The 15,814-nt window shown below is 67.4% G+C and carries 15 protein-coding genes and 1 tRNA gene; 8 read left to right on the forward strand and 8 right to left on the reverse strand.

The window, feature by feature from the left end:
- The first annotated feature begins 76 nt into the window (after positions 1–76).
- The 3 genes from rnt to FHW78_RS16445 are packed head-to-tail and all read left to right on the forward strand — an operon-like array spanning position 77 to position 1,842.
- Positions 77–700: a ribonuclease T gene (rnt, locus tag FHW78_RS16435; protein ID WP_183643092.1), complete on the forward strand. Its 624-nt coding sequence runs from the start codon at positions 77–79 to the stop codon at positions 698–700.
- 48 nt (positions 701–748) lie between these two features.
- Positions 749–1,330, forward strand: a complete 582-nt coding sequence (locus tag FHW78_RS16440) for an isoprenylcysteine carboxylmethyltransferase family protein (protein ID WP_183643095.1) — start codon at positions 749–751, stop codon at positions 1,328–1,330.
- The gene (locus FHW78_RS16445; RefSeq protein ID WP_183643098.1) at positions 1,330–1,842 is read left to right on the forward strand and encodes an O-acetyl-ADP-ribose deacetylase; all 513 of its coding nucleotides are present in this window, start codon (positions 1,330–1,332) and stop codon (positions 1,840–1,842) included. Before FHW78_RS16440 ends, FHW78_RS16445 begins: the two co-directional genes overlap by 1 nt.
- Before the next feature lie 21 nt (positions 1,843–1,863).
- On the opposite strand, the gene rhtA is transcribed toward FHW78_RS16445, so the two are convergent.
- Positions 1,864–2,754, reverse strand: a complete 891-nt coding sequence (rhtA, locus tag FHW78_RS16450) for a threonine/homoserine exporter RhtA (RefSeq protein ID WP_183643101.1) — start codon at positions 2,752–2,754, stop codon at positions 1,864–1,866.
- 116 nt (positions 2,755–2,870) lie between these two features.
- On the opposite strand from rhtA, the gene FHW78_RS16455 reads away from it, so the two are divergent.
- Positions 2,871–3,410, forward strand: a complete 540-nt coding sequence (locus FHW78_RS16455; protein WP_183643104.1) for an XRE family transcriptional regulator — start codon at positions 2,871–2,873, stop codon at positions 3,408–3,410.
- 15 nt (positions 3,411–3,425) lie between these two features.
- Here FHW78_RS16455 and FHW78_RS16460 read toward each other — a convergent pair whose 3' ends face one another.
- The 3 genes from FHW78_RS16460 to rnr form a co-directional block, all read right to left on the reverse strand.
- Positions 3,426–4,619: a P1 family peptidase gene (locus tag FHW78_RS16460; RefSeq protein ID WP_218533611.1), complete on the reverse strand. Its 1,194-nt coding sequence runs from the start codon at positions 4,617–4,619 to the stop codon at positions 3,426–3,428.
- 35 nt (positions 4,620–4,654) lie between these two features.
- The gene (gene rlmB, locus FHW78_RS16465) at positions 4,655–5,401 is read right to left on the reverse strand and encodes a 23S rRNA (guanosine(2251)-2'-O)-methyltransferase RlmB (RefSeq protein ID WP_183643107.1); all 747 of its coding nucleotides are present in this window, start codon (positions 5,399–5,401) and stop codon (positions 4,655–4,657) included.
- 102 nt (positions 5,402–5,503) lie between these two features.
- The gene (gene rnr, locus FHW78_RS16470) at positions 5,504–7,933 is read right to left on the reverse strand and encodes a ribonuclease R (protein ID WP_183643110.1); all 2,430 of its coding nucleotides are present in this window, start codon (positions 7,931–7,933) and stop codon (positions 5,504–5,506) included.
- A 96-nt stretch (positions 7,934–8,029) separates the two neighbouring features.
- On the opposite strand from rnr, the gene FHW78_RS16475 reads away from it, so the two are divergent.
- From FHW78_RS16475 to FHW78_RS16490, 4 genes are all read left to right on the forward strand, one after another.
- Positions 8,030–8,114, forward strand: a tRNA-Leu gene (locus tag FHW78_RS16475).
- A gap of 134 nt (positions 8,115–8,248) precedes the next feature.
- Positions 8,249–8,626, forward strand: coding sequence for a carboxypeptidase-like regulatory domain-containing protein (locus FHW78_RS16480; protein WP_183643113.1), 378 nt, complete (start codon positions 8,249–8,251; stop codon positions 8,624–8,626).
- Positions 8,627–8,743: 117 nt separating this feature from the next.
- Complete coding sequence (parC, locus tag FHW78_RS16485; RefSeq protein ID WP_183643117.1) at positions 8,744–10,987, forward strand: DNA topoisomerase IV subunit A; 2,244 nt, start codon at positions 8,744–8,746, stop codon at positions 10,985–10,987.
- The gene (locus FHW78_RS16490) at positions 10,987–11,646 is read left to right on the forward strand and encodes a thiopurine S-methyltransferase (RefSeq protein ID WP_183643121.1); all 660 of its coding nucleotides are present in this window, start codon (positions 10,987–10,989) and stop codon (positions 11,644–11,646) included. The genes parC and FHW78_RS16490 overlap by 1 nt, the downstream gene beginning before the upstream one ends.
- 52 nt (positions 11,647–11,698) lie before the next feature.
- Here FHW78_RS16490 and bfr read toward each other — a convergent pair whose 3' ends face one another.
- The 4 genes from bfr to FHW78_RS16510 all read right to left on the reverse strand — a co-directional run bounded on the left by bfr (position 11,699) and on the right by FHW78_RS16510 (position 15,751).
- Positions 11,699–12,184, reverse strand: a complete 486-nt coding sequence (bfr, locus tag FHW78_RS16495) for a bacterioferritin (protein ID WP_183643125.1) — start codon at positions 12,182–12,184, stop codon at positions 11,699–11,701.
- A 96-nt stretch (positions 12,185–12,280) separates the two neighbouring features.
- Positions 12,281–13,954 (reverse strand): asparagine synthase B, encoded by a 1,674-nt coding sequence (gene asnB, locus FHW78_RS16500; protein ID WP_183643128.1) that lies wholly within the window; start codon positions 13,952–13,954, stop codon positions 12,281–12,283.
- A gap of 292 nt (positions 13,955–14,246) precedes the next feature.
- The gene (dapE, locus tag FHW78_RS16505) at positions 14,247–15,383 is read right to left on the reverse strand and encodes a succinyl-diaminopimelate desuccinylase (protein ID WP_183643131.1); all 1,137 of its coding nucleotides are present in this window, start codon (positions 15,381–15,383) and stop codon (positions 14,247–14,249) included.
- The gene (locus FHW78_RS16510) at positions 15,380–15,751 is read right to left on the reverse strand and encodes a Spx/MgsR family RNA polymerase-binding regulatory protein (protein ID WP_183643134.1); all 372 of its coding nucleotides are present in this window, start codon (positions 15,749–15,751) and stop codon (positions 15,380–15,382) included. Before FHW78_RS16510 ends, dapE begins: the two co-directional genes overlap by 4 nt.
- Positions 15,752–15,814: the final 63 nt, after the last annotated feature.

A 15,814-nucleotide genomic window follows, 5' to 3' on the forward strand; every position in this document is an offset into this window, starting at 1 on the left:
GGTACGGCGCGCGGCACCAATCCGCATTCATCCGCGCGCAGCAAAAGCGTCGTCGCGCTCTGCTACCCTGTCGCCCATGAACGCCGCCGAGTTGCCCGCCACCACGCCCATGGCCCGCCGCTTCCGCGGCTACCTGCCGGTGGTGGTGGACGTGGAGACCGGCGGCTTCGACTGGAACCGCCACGCCCTGCTGGAACTGGCGGCGGTGCCGATCGAGCTCGACGAGAACGGCCTGTTCGTGCCCGGCCAGACCACCAGCGCGCACCTGCATCCCGCGCCCGGGCTGGACATCGATCCGAAATCACTGGAAATCACCGGCATCGTCCTGGATCACCCGTTCCGCTTCGCCAAGCCCGAGCGCGAGGCGCTGGATCACGTGTTCGCGCCGGTGCGCGCGGCGGTCAAGCGGCACGGCTGCCAGCGCGCGATCCTGGTCGGCCACAACGCGCATTTCGATCTCAACTTCCTCAATGCCGCGGTGACCCGGGTCGGCCACAAGCGCAACCCGTTCCACCCCTTCAGCGTGTTCGACACGGTGACCCTGGCCGGCGTGGCTTACGGCCAGACCGTGCTGGCGCGCGCGGTGCAGGCCGCCGGTTTCGAGTGGAGCGCCGAAGACGCGCACTCGGCGGTGTACGACGCCGAGCAGACCGCGCGGCTGTTCTGCAAGATCGCCAACGCCTGGCCTTCGCCGGTCTGATTCCTCGCCCGCGATGCGCCCGGCGCTTCTTCCAAGCCGGAGCATGCGATGTACGAAGCAATCCCGGGATGGCTGCATTACCTGCCCTGGCTCGGCTTCCTGCTGTACTGGATTGCCAGCGCGCGCGACACCAAGCCGGTCGTCCGCGCCGAGCCGCTGTGGCTGCGCCTGTGCGCCTACTGGTTGCCGCTGGCGCTCGCCATCGTGCTGCTCGGCCCCGGCGAATGGTTCGGCGACAGCCTGTTGCAGGAGCGGTTCGTCCCGAAGAACGTTTCGGTCAAAACGGTCGGCCTGCTGTTGACGCTGGCCGGGCTTGGCCTGGCGTGTTGGGCGCGGTTCCTGCTCGGCCGCAACTGGAGCAGCGAAGTGCAGATCAAGCGCGACCATGAACTGATCCAGGCGGGGCCATACCGCCATGTGCGCCATCCGATCTACAGCGGGCTCCTGCTCGCCTTCCTCGGCACCGCCATCGCGGTGGGCGACTGGCGCGGCCTGCTGGCCCTGGCCATCGTCGCCGCCTCGTTCTGGTACAAGCTGCGCCACGAGGAGCGCTGGCTGCGCGAACGCTTCGGCGAGCCTTATCTCGCCTACCAGCGTCGTACCCGCGCGCTGATTCCGGGACTGTTCTGATGACCGCTCGCCTGGACGCACGCCACGCCGACATCACCACCCTGGCGATGGACGCGATCGTCAACGCGGCGAACAGCTCGCTGTTGGGGGGCGGTGGCGTGGACGGCGCGATTCATCGCGCCGCCGGGCCGGCGCTGGTCGCCGAATGCCGCCTGCTGGGCGGCTGCAAGACCGGCGACGCGAAGATCACCGGCGGCCATCGCCTGCCGGCGCGGCATGTCATCCACACGGTGGGGCCGGTCTGGCGTGGCGGCGATCACGATGAAGCGGCGTTGCTCGCTTCCTGCTACCGGCGCAGCCTGCAACTGGCGCGCGCGCACCGCCTGCGCAGCATCGCGTTCCCGTGCATCAGCACCGGTATCTTCGGCTTTCCCGCGGAACCGGCCGCGCGCATCGCGGTCGACACCGTGCGGGTGGAACTCGCCGGGGAGGAAATGCCCGACCTCGTGCTTTTCTGCTGTTTCTCCGCGGACGACCTGGCGATCTACCGACGCCTGCTGGCATCCGGCTGATCCGCGCGAAGTCGCGGGTTGTCAGCCCTCGCCCGCGCCGGGCTCATGCACCGGCGCCCGCGCGGTCATCGCGGTGCCGGCGGAGGCCAGGATGATCGCGCCGATCGCCAGCCACTGCATTCCGCTGAGCTGCTCGTGCAGGAACAGCAGGCCGGACATCGCGCCGAACGCGGGCTCCAGGCTCATCAGCATGCCGAAGGTGCGGGTCGGCAGCCGCGTCAGCGCGACCATTTCCAGGCTGTACGGAATCGCCGTCGACAGCAGCGCGACCGCCAGCGCCACCGGCAACAACGCCGGCGACAGCAGATCGGTGCCGGCATGGGCGATGCCGAACGGCACCGCGACCGCGGCGGCGATGATCGATCCCAGCGCCACGGTCTGCGGGCCGTGTTCGGCGCCGGCCTTCTGTCCGAACAGGATGTACAGCGCCCAGCACAGGCCCGCGCCCAGCGCATAGGCCATGCCGACCGGATCCAGCGCCTGCTCCTGCCCCTTCGGCAGCAGCATCAGCAGGCCGGCGACCGCCAGCGCGACCCAGGCCACGTCCCGCAGCCGGCGCGAGCCGAACAGCGCGACCGCCAGCGGGCCGGTGAACTCCAGCGAGATCGCGATGCCCAGCGGAATGGTTTCCAGCGCCTTGTAGAACAGCAGGTTCATCAGGCCCAGCGACGCGCCGTAGACCAGCAACGCCGGCCATTGGTCGCGCTGGACCCGCACCCGCCACGGCCGGAACGCCACCGCCAGCAGCACGGTCGCCACGCCCAGGCGCAGCGCGGTCGCGCCAGCGGCGCCCACGGCCGGGAACAGGCTCTTGGCCAGCGAGGCGCCGAGCTGGATGGACGCCATCGCAATCAGCAGCAAGCCAATCGGCAGCCACAGCGAGTGATGGGAGGAGGTACGGACGGTGTTCACGACATGACCTGCGATCGCCGGGCCCGGCTTGGGTCGGCGCTTGAGGAGGAGGATTAGGTGCACTATATTGCACAAGGGCAGCTTAACCGCTGTGCAACATATTGCGCAATTACTTCATGAGCGTTCTGGAACACGTCGCCGAAAACGTCCGCCGCCTGCGCCAGGCCGCGGGCCTGAGCCAGCAGGCCCTCGCCGACGCCTCCGAGGTCAGCCGGCGCATGCTGGTCGGCATCGAGTCGGGCGACGCCAACGTCAGCCTCAACACGCTGGATCGGATCGCCGAGGCGCTGGGGGTGAAGTTCGCGGATCTGGTCCAGGCGCCGGTCGGGGCCAGCCGCGAGCGCATCGAAGCCCTGGCCTGGAGCGGCCGCGATCCCGCCTCGCAGGCGGTCCTGCTGGCCAGCGTTCCGGCCCGCGGCGAAGTCGAATTCTGGTCCTGGACCCTGATGCCGGGCGAGCGTTACACCTCGTTCGCCGATCCGGCCGGCTGGCACGAGATGTTCTACATCATCGAAGGTTGCCTGACCTTGGAATTGCCGGAAGGCGAACAGCGGATCGACGCGGGCGATTTCTTCGTCTTCCCCAGCGATCGCGACTACGCCTACCGCAACGACGGCACCGTTCCGCTGCGTTTCGTCCGCAACGTGGTGCACTGAGCCCGCGGCGGAATCTCAGCGCGGGCGGATGCCGTACTTCGCCAGGATGGCCCGCACGCGGTCCAGCGGAATCGCCTCGACCGTCTGGCCATTGCCGTGCGTGGTGGTGGCCATGAACAGCGAGTTGTAGATCGCTTCCTCCACCGCCTCGGTAGTGGCCTGGAACACCGCGCTCATTTCGTCGTTGGCCAGTTCGGTGGTGGTGCGGCGAGGTTCGCCGAAGCGGCGGCGCACCGATTCGGCGGTGGAGAATGCCAGCGCATAGTCGCCGCTGCCATTGGAGGCCGAACTGCCGGTCCTGCCCAACCCCATCATCGCGCGGGAGGCAACCCGGCCGAGGTTGCGATCGCCCAGCGGCGCATCGGTGGCGATGATGAGGATGATCGACCCGTCACCGCGATCGTCGGCCAGCCCCGGATCCGGCAGCTTGGCGGCGACCGCTTCCTGGAAGGCGAACCGTTCCAGCTCACGGCCGACCGGCGCGCCCTGCACCTGCAACACGCCGCCGAAGTTGCTCTGCACCAGCACGCCCACCGTCCAGCCACCCAGCGAGGCCGGCAACACCCGCGACGAGGTTCCGATGCCGCCTTTCCAGCCGAACGCGACCGTGCCGGTGCCGGCGCCGACACTGCCTTCCTGCACCGGTCCGTCACGGGCGCCGGTCAAGGCCTCGCGCACCGCCTCGGCCGTCACCGGTCGCGCGCGGATGTCGTTCAGGCCGCCATCGTTGGTCTCGCCCACCACCGGATTGATCGATTGCACCTGCAGCATGTCCGGTTGTTCCAGCAGCCACGCCGCCATCGCGTCGGCGGCCTTCCACACGCACAGCGTGCAGGTCAGCAGGATCGGGGTTTCCAGTTCGCCCAGTTCGTTCACCTGGGTGGCACCGATGAACTTGCCGAAACCGTTGCCGACATGCAGCGCCGCCGGAACCCGCGAACGGTAGGCGTTGCCGGCATGCGGCAGGATCGCGGTGACGCCGGTGCGCACGCGCTCGCCCTCGCGCAGGGTCACCTGCCCCACCCGTACCCCGGCCACGTCGGTGATGGCATTATGCGTGCCGGTGGGGAAGATGCCCGGTGCCACGCCCAGATCACGGGCGCGCACGCGTTCGGACGACTGCGCCGACGCGGCACAGGCAGCGGACATCAGCAGGGCGACGGCGAGCAGCCGCGCGAGGACGGAACGGAAGGGGCGCATGGTAGGCATGCGCGCCATCCTATCGTCTTCGCCGCCGACGCGGCTCAGCCCAGGCGCTGGCGAACCGCCTCGAACAGGGTGATGCCGGCGGCCACCGACACGTTGAGGCTTTCGATGTCGCCCGGCATCGGGATCTTCACCAGGCCGTCGCAGTGCTCGCGGGTCAACCGGCGCAGGCCATCGGCCTCGCCACCGAGCACCAGCGCGACGTTGCCACGCAGGTCGGTGGCGTACAGCGACGCGTCGGCTTCGCCGGCCAGGCCGTAGATCCACACGCCCTGCTTCTGCAGATCGCGCAGGCAGCGCGAAAGATTGGTCACCGCCACCACCGGAATCCGATCGGCCGCGCCGGCCGAGGTCTTGCGCACGGTCGCGTTGACCGTGGCCGACTTGTCCTTCGGAATCACCACCGCGGTCACCCCAGCCGCCGCCGCGCTGCGCAGGCAGGCGCCGAGGTTGTGCGGATCCTGCACGCCATCCAGCACCAGCAGCAGCGCCTTGCCTTCGGCCGCCTCGACCAGGCCTTCCAGTTCGTTCTCGTCCCAGGTCCGCGCGGCCGCATAGCGCGCGGCGACGCCTTGATGGCGCACGCTGCCGCCAACGCCGTCCAGCGCCTGCGCGGTCACCCGCCGCACCTCGATGCCCTTGCGGCGCGCGTTCTCCTCGATCTCGGTCAGGCGCGCGTTCTTGCTGCCGCCCTCGACCAGGACCTCGCGCACGTTATCGGCATCGTTCTCGATGGCCGAGGCCACCGCGTTGACGCCGACAATCCATTGGTTCTGTTTGCTCATTTTGATTGGGGATTCGGGATGAGGGATTCGGGATGGGGACTCGTCCTGGAAGATCCGCGGCAAGCCACCAATCCCCAATCCCGAATCCCCAATCCCGGCTATTCAGTACGCCTGCTTTTTGCGACGGGCCGGCTGGCCGCGCGGCGGGGGCGCCGGCACGCCCTGCTCCGCCTTGTCCTCGACCAGGCGGAAGTCGATCTTGCGCTCTTCCAGGCTGGCCTTGAGCACGATGATGCGCACGCGATCACCCAGCCGGTACTGCTTGCCGCGGCGTTCGCCGGACAGGGTCTTGCGGATGGGATCGAAGTGGTAATAGTCGTGCGGCAGCTGGGTGACGTGGACCAGGCCGTTGACCTTGGATTCGTCCAGTTCGACGAACAGGCCGAAGCTGGTCACGCCGCTGATGACGCCTTCGAACTGGCCGCCGATGTGCTTTTCCATCCACGCCGCGCGGTAGCGCTCGTCGACCTCGCGTTCGGCCTCGTCGGCACGGCGCTCGCGCTCGGAGCATTGCAGCGCCAGCGCGGCCATCTCGTGCGGCGGATACAGGTACTTGTCGGGCTTGCCGCCCTTGAGCGCGTACTTGATCGCACGGTGCACCAGCAAGTCCGGATAGCGCCGGATCGGCGAGGTGAAATGCGCGTACGCCTCCAGCGCCAGGCCGAAGTGGCCGACGTTGTCCGGCGCGTAGACCGCCAGGCTCTGGCTGCGCAGCAGCACCGATTCCAGCAATGCGGCATCCGGACGGTCGCGGATCTTCTTCAGCAGCCTGGTGTAGTCGCGCGGCTGCACCTTGCCCCAGGCCGGCAGGCTCAACTTGAATTCCTTGAGGAACTCCAGCAGATCCTCGAACTTGGATTCCGGCGGTTTCTCGTGGATGCGGTATGGCGCGGGAACGCGTTTCTGCAGCAGGTACTTCGCCGCCTCCACGTTCGCCGCGATCATGCATTCCTCGATCAGCTTGTGCGCGTCGTTGCGCTGGAGCATGCCCGCCTGGGTGACCTCGCCGCGGTTGTCCAGCACGAAGCGGACCTCGGAGGATTCGAACTCGATCGCGCCGCGCTGCTGGCGCGCCTTGGCCAGCACCTGGTACAGCTGGTGCAGGCGCTCGACCTGCGGCAACTGCGCGCCGACCTGGCGCTTCGCCTCCTCGTCGTCCAGGCCGACCGCGTTCCAGACCTGGGTATAGGTCAGGCGCGCATGCGAGTTCATCACCGCTTCGTAGAACTTGGAGCGGGTGACCTGGCCGTCGTGATCGATCTGCATGTCGCAGACGAAACACATGCGATCGACCTTCGGGTTCAGCGAGCAGATGCCGTTGGACAGGGTCTCCGGCAGCATCGGCACCACGAAACCGGGGAAGTACACCGAGGTCGCGCGCTTCTGCGCCTCGTCGTCCAGCGGCGTCCCGGGACGGACGTAATGCGACACGTCGGCGATGGCGACGATCAGGCGGAAGCCGGTACGGCTGGTCTCGCAGTAGACCGCGTCGTCGAAATCCTTGGCGTCCTCGCCATCGATGGTGACCAGCGGCACGGCGCGCAGATCCACGCGTCCGTCCAGCATGCCTTCCTCCACCACCAGCGGCACGGCGGTGGCCTCGGCCAGCACTTCCGGCGGGAACTCGTGGGGAATGTCATGGCCGTGGATGGCGGCTTCCACCACCAGCGACGGCGTCAGCTTGTCGCCAAGCACCGCCAGAATCCTGCCGATGGGCGGACGCCGCACGTCCGGCGGCTGGGTCAGTTCGCAGACCACCAACTGGCCGTCGCGCGCACCCTGGGTCGCGTCCGGCGGAATCTGCACGTTGCGTTGCACGCGCTTGTCGTCCGGCGCCACGTAGGCAATGCCGGCTTCGAAACCGAAGCGCCCGATCAAGCGGGTCAGGCGGTGTTCGAGCACCCGCGCGATGCTGCCTTCGCGGCGGCCGCGGTGATCGATGCCGGTGACGTTGGCCAGCACGCGATCCCCGTGCATCACCTTGCGCATCTCGTACGGCGGCAGGAACAGATCGTCGCCGCCGGCATCCGGGCGCAGGAAACCGAACCCGTCCGGATTGGCGATGACCACGCCGGCGACCAGGTCGGTCTGCTGCACCGGCGCATAGCCGCCGCGGCGGTTCTGCACCACCTGGCCGTCGCGCAGCATGGCCGCCAGGCGCTTGCCCAGCGCCTCGAAACGGTCCGGCGCGGTCAGGCCCAGCCGGGGGGCGATCTCTTCGGCCGTCTGCGGGCCGTCCGACGCTTCCAGCAGGCCGAGGATGGCCTCGCGGCTGGGAATGGGGTTGTCGTAGCGCGCGGCTTCGCGCGCGGCATGGGGATCGGTGAAGGAGGAGCCACGCCCGCCGGGCCGCGGGCCACGCCCGGGAGACGGTTTCGGCGCCGCGGCCTTGCCGCGCGACGGCGGCAGATCCGGCATCCAGGGTGGGAGCGCGGCCTTCTTGCGCGGACCACCCGATGCGGCTCCGGCGCCGCCCCTGCTGCCCTTTCCGGGTGCGGCCTTGCCGCCTTTCCTGCTTGTGTTTTTGCTCATGCGGCCATGTTACACCCCGCCTGAATGCCGGCCGTGAGAAAAACAACCGTTGACAAAGTCCGACGCGACCTCCAGAATTCGCGGCCTGCACACCTCGCCCAGGTGGCGGAATTGGTAGACGCACTAGTTTCAGGTACTAGCGGGTAAAACCGTGGAGGTTCGAGTCCTCTCCTGGGCACCACTGCAAACCGGCGGAATCCGCCGACACGAAACCCCGCTCCGGCGGGTTTTTTTGTATCTGTAACCATGACTTCCGCCACTGTCCCCGCCCCGGGGCGGCGCGTGAATGTGCGCTCTCCTCAGGGAGAGAAGGACATGATCAAGGCATTCGGCAAGAAGGCGGGACTGTTCGCTGCGGCGACGGCACTCCTGCTGGTGGCATTCACGGCGTTTGCGCAGCGCGCCGACGGCAACATCAACGGCGACGCGTCGCCCGGCGACAAGGTGTACGTCGCCAATACCGGCACCGGCCTCAAGCGCGAGACCGTGGCCGATGAAGACGGCAAGTACCGGTTTCGCTCGCTCCCGCTGGGCACCTATGAGGTGAAGATTGTCCGTGGCGAGGAGAACGTCCTCAATGCCACGGTCACCCTGCGTCCGGGCGGTACCGCGCGGCCGCCGACCCCGAAGGCCGGCGACGCCGCGACCGGGGCGGATCCCGCGCCGTCACCGGCACCGTCCGCCGGCAATTGAGTTCCACTCGCTTCGCCAGGAAGGCCCCGCATCGCGGGGCCTTTTCTTTTGGGCATGGATCAGGCCGTTGACCGGTAGAATTGCCCGATTGGAACAACCCGCAGACCGACGCAACCGATGAGCGACACCATCCGCACCTCCTTCCACGGCTTCGAACAGATCCCCCTGCGCGAGTACGCCGAACGCGCCTACCTGGACTACTCGATGTACGTGGTGCTGGACCGCGCCCTGCCCTTCATCGGCGATGGCCTCAAGCCGGTGCAGCGCCGGATCATCTATTCGATGAGTGAACAGGGGCTCAGCGCCGCCTCCAAGCCGAAGAAGTCCGCGCGCACCGTCGGCGATGTCATCGGCAAGTACCACCCGCACGGCGACAGCGCCTGCTACGAGGCGATGGTGCTGATGGCGCAGCCGTTCTCGTACCGCTATCCGCTGATCGAGGGCCAGGGCAACTTCGGTTCGCCCGACGATCCCAAGTCGTTCGCGGCCATGCGCTACACCGAGGCCAAGCTGACCCCGATCGCCGAAGTGCTGCTGGGCGAGCTTGGCCAGGGCACGGTGGACTGGACGCCCAACTTCGACGGCACCCTGGAAGAGCCGACCTGGATGCCGGCGCGCTTGCCGCACCTGCTGCTCAACGGCACCACCGGCATCGCCGTGGGCATGGCCACCGACGTGCCGCCGCACAACCTCAACGAGATCGTCAGCGCGTGCATCCGCCTGATCGATGATCCGGACGCCACCGTCGCCGACCTGTGCGAACACGTGCATGGCCCGGACTATCCCACCACCGCGGAGATCATCACGCCGCTGTCGGATCTCCGGGCGATGTATGAAACCGGCAACGGCAGCGTGCGCGCCCGCGCCACCTACGCCAGGGAAAACGGCAACCTGGTCATCAACGCCCTGCCCTACCAGGTCTCGCCCTCGAAGGTGATCGAACAGATCGCCACCCAGATGCGCGCCAAGAAGCTGCCCTGGCTGGAGGACATCCGCGACGAATCCGATCACGCCAACCCGGTGCGGGTGGTGCTGATTCCGCGTTCCAACCGGGTCGACGTCGAACAGTTGATGGGCCATCTGTTCGCCACCACCGACCTGGAAAAGAGCTACCGGGTCAACCTCAACATCATCGGCCTGGACGGGCGTCCGCAGGTCAAGAACCTGAAGATGCTGCTGACCGAATGGCTCAGCTTCCGCTACGAAACCGTCACCCGCCGGCTCAAGCACCGGCTGGAGAAGGTCGATCGCCGCCTGCACCTGTTGGAAGGCTTGTTGATCGCGTTCCTCAACCTGGACGAGGTCATCCGCATCATCCGCACCGAGGATGAGCCCAAGCCCGCGCTGATTGCGCGGTTCAAGCTGACCGAGGATCAGGCCGACTACATCCTCGACACCAAGCTGCGCCAGCTGGCGCGGCTGGAGGAAATGAAAATCCGCGGCGAGCAGGACGAACTGGCCGCCGAACGCGAAAAGCTGCAGTCCATCCTGGAATCCAAGGCCAAGCTCAAGAAGCTGATCAAGGACGAGCTGACCGCCGACGCCAAGAAGTTCGGCGACGCCCGCCGCTCGCCGCTGGTGCAGCGCGATGCCGCGCAGGCCCTGGACGAAACCGATCTGGTGGCCGCCGAGCCGATGACCGTGGTGCTGTCGGAGAAGGGCTGGATCCGCGCGGCCAAGGGCCATGAAGTCGACGCCGCCGGACTGTCCTACCGCGAAGGCGACAGCCTGCTGGCGGCGGTGCGTTCGCGCAGCACCCAGCAGGTGGCGTTCCTGGATTCGGAAGGCCGCAGCTACTCCACCCCCGTGCACACCCTGCCTTCCGCGCGCGGCAACGGTGAACCACTGACGGGCCGTTTCTCGCCGGCCGCCGGCGCCTCGTTCCAGGCCCTGGCCAGTGGCGACAACGACACCCGGCTGGTGCTGGCGTCCTCGCATGGCTACGGCTTCGTCACCCGCTTCGAGAACCTGACCGGCCGCCAGAAGGCCGGCAAGGCGATGTTCAACCTGACCACCGGCGCGCGCGTGCTGCAACCGGCCCCGATCGCCAATCCTGACACCGACCGCATCGTCGCGGTGACCACCGCCGGCCACCTGCTGGCGTTCCCGATCAGCGAGCTGCCGGAACTGGACAAGGGCAAGGGCAACAAGATCATCGACATCCCCAAGGCCAAGCTCGGCACCGAACGGGTGGTCGCGATCGCCGCCGTGTCTCCGGGCAACACCCTGCAGGTACGCAGCGGACAGCGCACGATGTCGCTGTCGTTCAAGGATCTGGACGCCTACCTCGGCGCGCGCGCGACCCGTGGCGGCCTGCTGCCGCGCGGCTGGCAGAAGGTCGACGGGCTCGGGGTGGAGTGATGCAGCCGGAGTTCTGGCTGGAACGCTGGCGCGAGGGCCGCATCGGCTTCCATCGGGAAGAGGTGATGCCGCTGCTGGTCCAGCACTGGCCGGCGCTGGCGGTGCCCGCCGGCCGTCGGGTGTTCGTGCCGCTGGCGGGAAAGACGCTGGACATGATCTGGCTGGCCGCGCAGGGCCATCCGGTGCTGGGCGCCGAACTGTCGCCGCTCGCCGTGCGGCAGTTCTTCGAGGAAAACGACCTGCGTCCGCAGGTCACCGACACGCCGGCCGGTCGCCTGCACGCGGTCGATGGCATCGAGCTGATGCTCGGCGACGTGTTCGCGCTGGACGCCGCCACCCTGGCGACATGCGAGGCCGTCTACGATCGCGCCGCGTTGATCGCGCTGCCGCCGGAACTGCGCGCACGCTACGCCAACGAGGTCTACGGCCGGCTGCCCGCCGGCTGCCGCGGCCTGCTGATCACGCTGGAATATCCGCAACCGGAAAAGAGCGGCCCGCCGTTCTCGGTCGACGAAGCCGAAGTCCAGCGCCTGTTCGCGAATCGCTGGGACATCGAGCGGCTGGAGCGCCGCGATATCCTCGCCAGCGAGGCCAGCTTCCGCGCCGAGGGCGTCACTGCCCTGCACACCGCGGTCTACCGGCTGCGAAAGCGCGCCTGAAAAAAAAACACCCCGGCGTCGCCGCCAGGGTGTTTTTCATCTTCCAGCGAGGTCACTCGGCCGAGGATTTCTGCGCGAGTCGCGCGGTCAGGTAGTTTTCCAGTCCGATGCGCTTGATCAGGCCCAACTGCTGTTCCAGCCAGTGCGCGTGATCCTCCTCGGTATCCTTCAGCTGGGTCTGCAGGATCTCGCGGCTGACGAAGTCGCCGTGCCGTTCGCACAGCGCCACGCCCTTGGCGAGATTGGCGCGGACCTCGTACTCCACTTCCAGATCCCGCTGCAGCATTTCCTCGACCGTGCGCCCTGAAGTGAACGGCGTCGGGCCCATGTCCGGATCGCCCTCCAGGAACAGGATCCGCCGCAGCAGCGCGTCGGCATGCTCGGTCTCCTCCTGCATCTCGTGGTCGATGCGTTCGTAGAGCGCGATCAGTCCCATGTCCTCGTAACGACGGGAATGGATGAAGTACTGGTCACGCGCGGACAGCTCGCCACGCAGCAACTGCTTGAGGTAATCGACAACTTCGGGATGGCCTTTCATGGGTTCAACTCCTTGCAACTGCCGCGCATGATGCCCGAAGCCGGGCGCCGGTGTTCTAATCGGAATCAGTCGCACTCGCAGCCGCTTTCGCGGCCCTCACAGGGCCGCGTTGTGCACCCCCGCCACCGCCCGGCCGGACGGATCGGCGGCCGCCGCGAAACTGGCGTCCCAGGCAATCGCCGCCGGCGAGGAGCACGCAATCGACTTGCCGCCCGGCACCGTCTCGGCGCAGGCCTGGCCGGGGTAGAAGCGCTCGAACAGGCTACGGTAGTGATAGGCTTCCTTGGTCTGGGGCGGGTTGATCGGGAAGCGCTTGTCCGCCGCCGCCAGTTCGCGGTCGCTGACCTGATCCTCGGCATGCGCCTTCAGGCCATCGATCCAGCCGTAGCCGACGCCATCGCTGAACTGCTCCTTCTGCCGCCACAGGATCGAATCCGGCAGGTAACCCTCGAACGCCTCGCGCAACACCGCCTTCTCGATCCGGCCCTTTCCGGCCATCTTGTACTGCGCGTCCATCCGCATCGCCACGTCGAGAAATTCGACGTCGAGGAACGGCACGCGCGGCTCCACGCCCCAGGCCATCATCGACTTGTTGGCGCGCAGGCAGTCGTAGTTGTAGAGCGCATCCAGCTTGCGCACCAGTTCCTCATGGAACTCGCGTGCGTTCGGCGCCTTGTGGAAGTACAGGTAGCCGCCGAAGATTTCGTCCGAGCCCTCGCCCGACAGCACCATCTTCACGCCCATCGCCTTGATCCGGCGCGCGAGCAGGAACATCGGGGTGGAAGCGCGGATGGTGGTGACGTCGTAGGTCTCGATGTGGCGGATCACTTCCGGCAGCGCGTCCAGGCCTTCCTCGAAGGTGTACTCGAATCCGTGGTGGACGGTGCCCAGCGCCTGCGCGGCAACCTCCGCGGCGGCCAGATCCGGGGAACCCTTCAGGCCGATCGCGAAGGAATGCAGACGCGGCCACCAGGCTTCGGAAGTGTCATCGTCCTCCACCCGGCGCCGCGCGAAACGCGCGGCCACCGCCGCGACCAGCGAGGAATCCAGCCCGCCGGACAACAACACGCCGTATGGCACGTCGGTCATCAGTTGGCGATGCACGGCGCGCTCGAACGCCTCGCGCAGTTCCTCGCGGGTGACTTCCACGCCCTGCACCGCGTCGTAGCTGCGCCAGGCCTTGCCGTAGTACGGCTTCAGTTCGCCGCTGGCGCTGTCGTAGTAATGCCCCGGCGGGAACTGCGCGACGTCCGCGCACAGATCCGCCAGTGCCTTCATCTCCGAGGCCACGCACAGGCGGCCTTCGCGATCGTGTCCCCAGTACAACGGGCACACGCCGATCGGGTCGCGTGCGATCAGGAAACGGCGCGCGGCCACGTCCCACAGCGCGAACGCGAAGATGCCGTTGAGGCGGTTGAGGAACGACTCCGGGGTGTCTTCGCGGTACAGCGCATTGATCACTTCGCAGTCCGAACCGGTCTGGAACGCGTAGGGCTGGCGCAGTTCCTTCTTCAGCTCGCGGTGGTTGTAGATCTCGCCGTTCACCGCCAGCACCAGGCCGCCGTCGGCCGAGCGCAGCGGCTGCGAACCGCCGGCGGGATCGACGATCGCCAGGCGCTCGTGGACGAGGATGGCACCGTCGTCCAGATGCACGCCGCTCCAGTCCGGGCCGCGATGGCGCTGCCGCTGGGAAAGTTCCAGCGCCTGCCGGCGCAGGACGGTGGCGTCGTCACCGGCCTGCAGGCCGAAAATACCGAAGATGGAACACATGGGAAACTCCTGGGAAATGGGGTTGGGAGAGGAAGGGCTGGCGAAGGGCGAAAAAAAACCCGCATCTCGCGATGCGGGTTTTCTGTGTCCGGCTGGTACTTCTATGCCTAGTCGCAGACCCGCAGCGTCCACGCACGATTATTCGCACGCGCATTGTTGCGGCGGTTCGAATTGTTCGCGGCGGCGGTGGCGAGACGAAGCATGGAAGCGACCCTAACCGGTCCCGGCGGGGCTTGGCAAGTACCGGGCGCGTTCCTCGTCATGGTTTCAGCCGCAACCATTCCCGGACCACTCAGGCGGCCGGCAGCAGGAGCCGCTCCAGCAATCGCTGGTAGAGGCCAGGAAGCGCTTCCAGCTCCGCCACCACGATGTTCTCGTCAACCTTGTGGATACTGGCGTTGACCGGGCCGATCTCGATGCACTCGGCCCCGAGCGGCGCGATGAAACGCGCGTCGGAGGTGCCGCCCGCCGTACTCTCTTCCGGTGGCGCGCCCGAGAACTCGGCCAGCACCTGGCGCGCGGTGGCGCGCAGATGGCCTTCCGGGGTGTAGAACGGCTCGCCGCCGCGGTGCCAGTGGACGGCGTAGTCCAGTTCGTGCCGGCGCAGCACCGACTCGATCTCCTCTTCCAGGCGCGCGGCGGTCCAGCTGGGATTGAAGCGCAGGTTGAACACCAGCTTCAGTTCGCCCGGAATGACGTTGCTGGCGCCAGTGCCGGCGTTGATGTTGGAAATCTGCAGGCTGGTCGGTGGAAAGGTCTCGTAGCCATCGTCCCAGACCCGCGCGGCGAGTTCGGCGAGCGCCGGCAGCGCCTTGTGGATCGGATTGAGCGCCTTGTGCGGATAGGCCACATGGCCCTGCACCCCGCGCACGCTCAGGGTGCCAGTGAGCGTGCCGCGACGGCCGACGCGCAGCAGGTCGCCCAGCACCTCCTTGGAGGAAGGCTCGCCGGTGATGCACCAGTCGATGCGCTGGCCGCGCTCGCGGAAGGTTTCGGCCACCAGCTTCACGCCATCCAGGGCGTCGCCCTCCTCGTCCGAGGTCACCAGCAGCGCGACCGTGCCGGGATGATCCGGATGCGCGTCGACGAAGCGCTCCAGCGCGATGGTGCAGGCGGCGACACTGCATTTCATGTCGGCCGCGCCGCGCCCGTACAGCACGCCGTCGCGCAACGTCGGGATGAAGGGATCGCTGGTCCAGGCGTCCAGCGGGCCGGGCGGAACCACATCGGTATGGCCGAGCAGCACCAGCACCGGCGCACCGCTGCCGTGGGTGGCCCAGAGATTTTCGACATCGCCGAAGCGCAGGGATTCGCAACTGAATCCGGCGGCGGTCAGGCGCGTGGCCAGCACTTGCTGGCAGCCCGCGTCATCGGGAGTCACCGAATGGCGACGGATCAGTTCGCTGGAAAGCTCGACGACATCGCTCACTTGCCGACTCCGAACAGCTTCTTGAAGCCATTGTCACTGAAGCCCTGTGAAAACACGGTTTCACCGCCTTTCTCCCGTACGACCACGGGCCGGCGGATCAACTGCGGGTATTCCTTGAGCAGCAGTTTCCATTCCGCTTCGGAACCGGGCGACTTGCGATTCTCCGGCAACTGCCGCCAGGTGGTGGAGGACTTGTTGATCAGCGCGTCCCAGCCCCCGGCGTGATCGGCCCAGTCCTTCAGCACCTCGGGCGCCTGCCGGTTGTCGCGGTAGTCGATGAAGGCATGGGCGACTTCGAAGCGATCAAGCCACTTGGTGGCCTTCTTGCAGGTGTCGCAGTTCTTGAGTCCGTAGATCGTCGTGGTCATGCTCGAATCCTTTTTCACGGCCACGCGTCCCGCGATGGATTCCGCGTGTCCGTGCGCAACGTC

This window comes from Pseudoxanthomonas sp. OG2, assembly GCF_014192765.1.
GTDB lineage: Bacteria > Pseudomonadota > Gammaproteobacteria > Xanthomonadales > Xanthomonadaceae > Pseudoxanthomonas_A > Pseudoxanthomonas_A beigongshangi.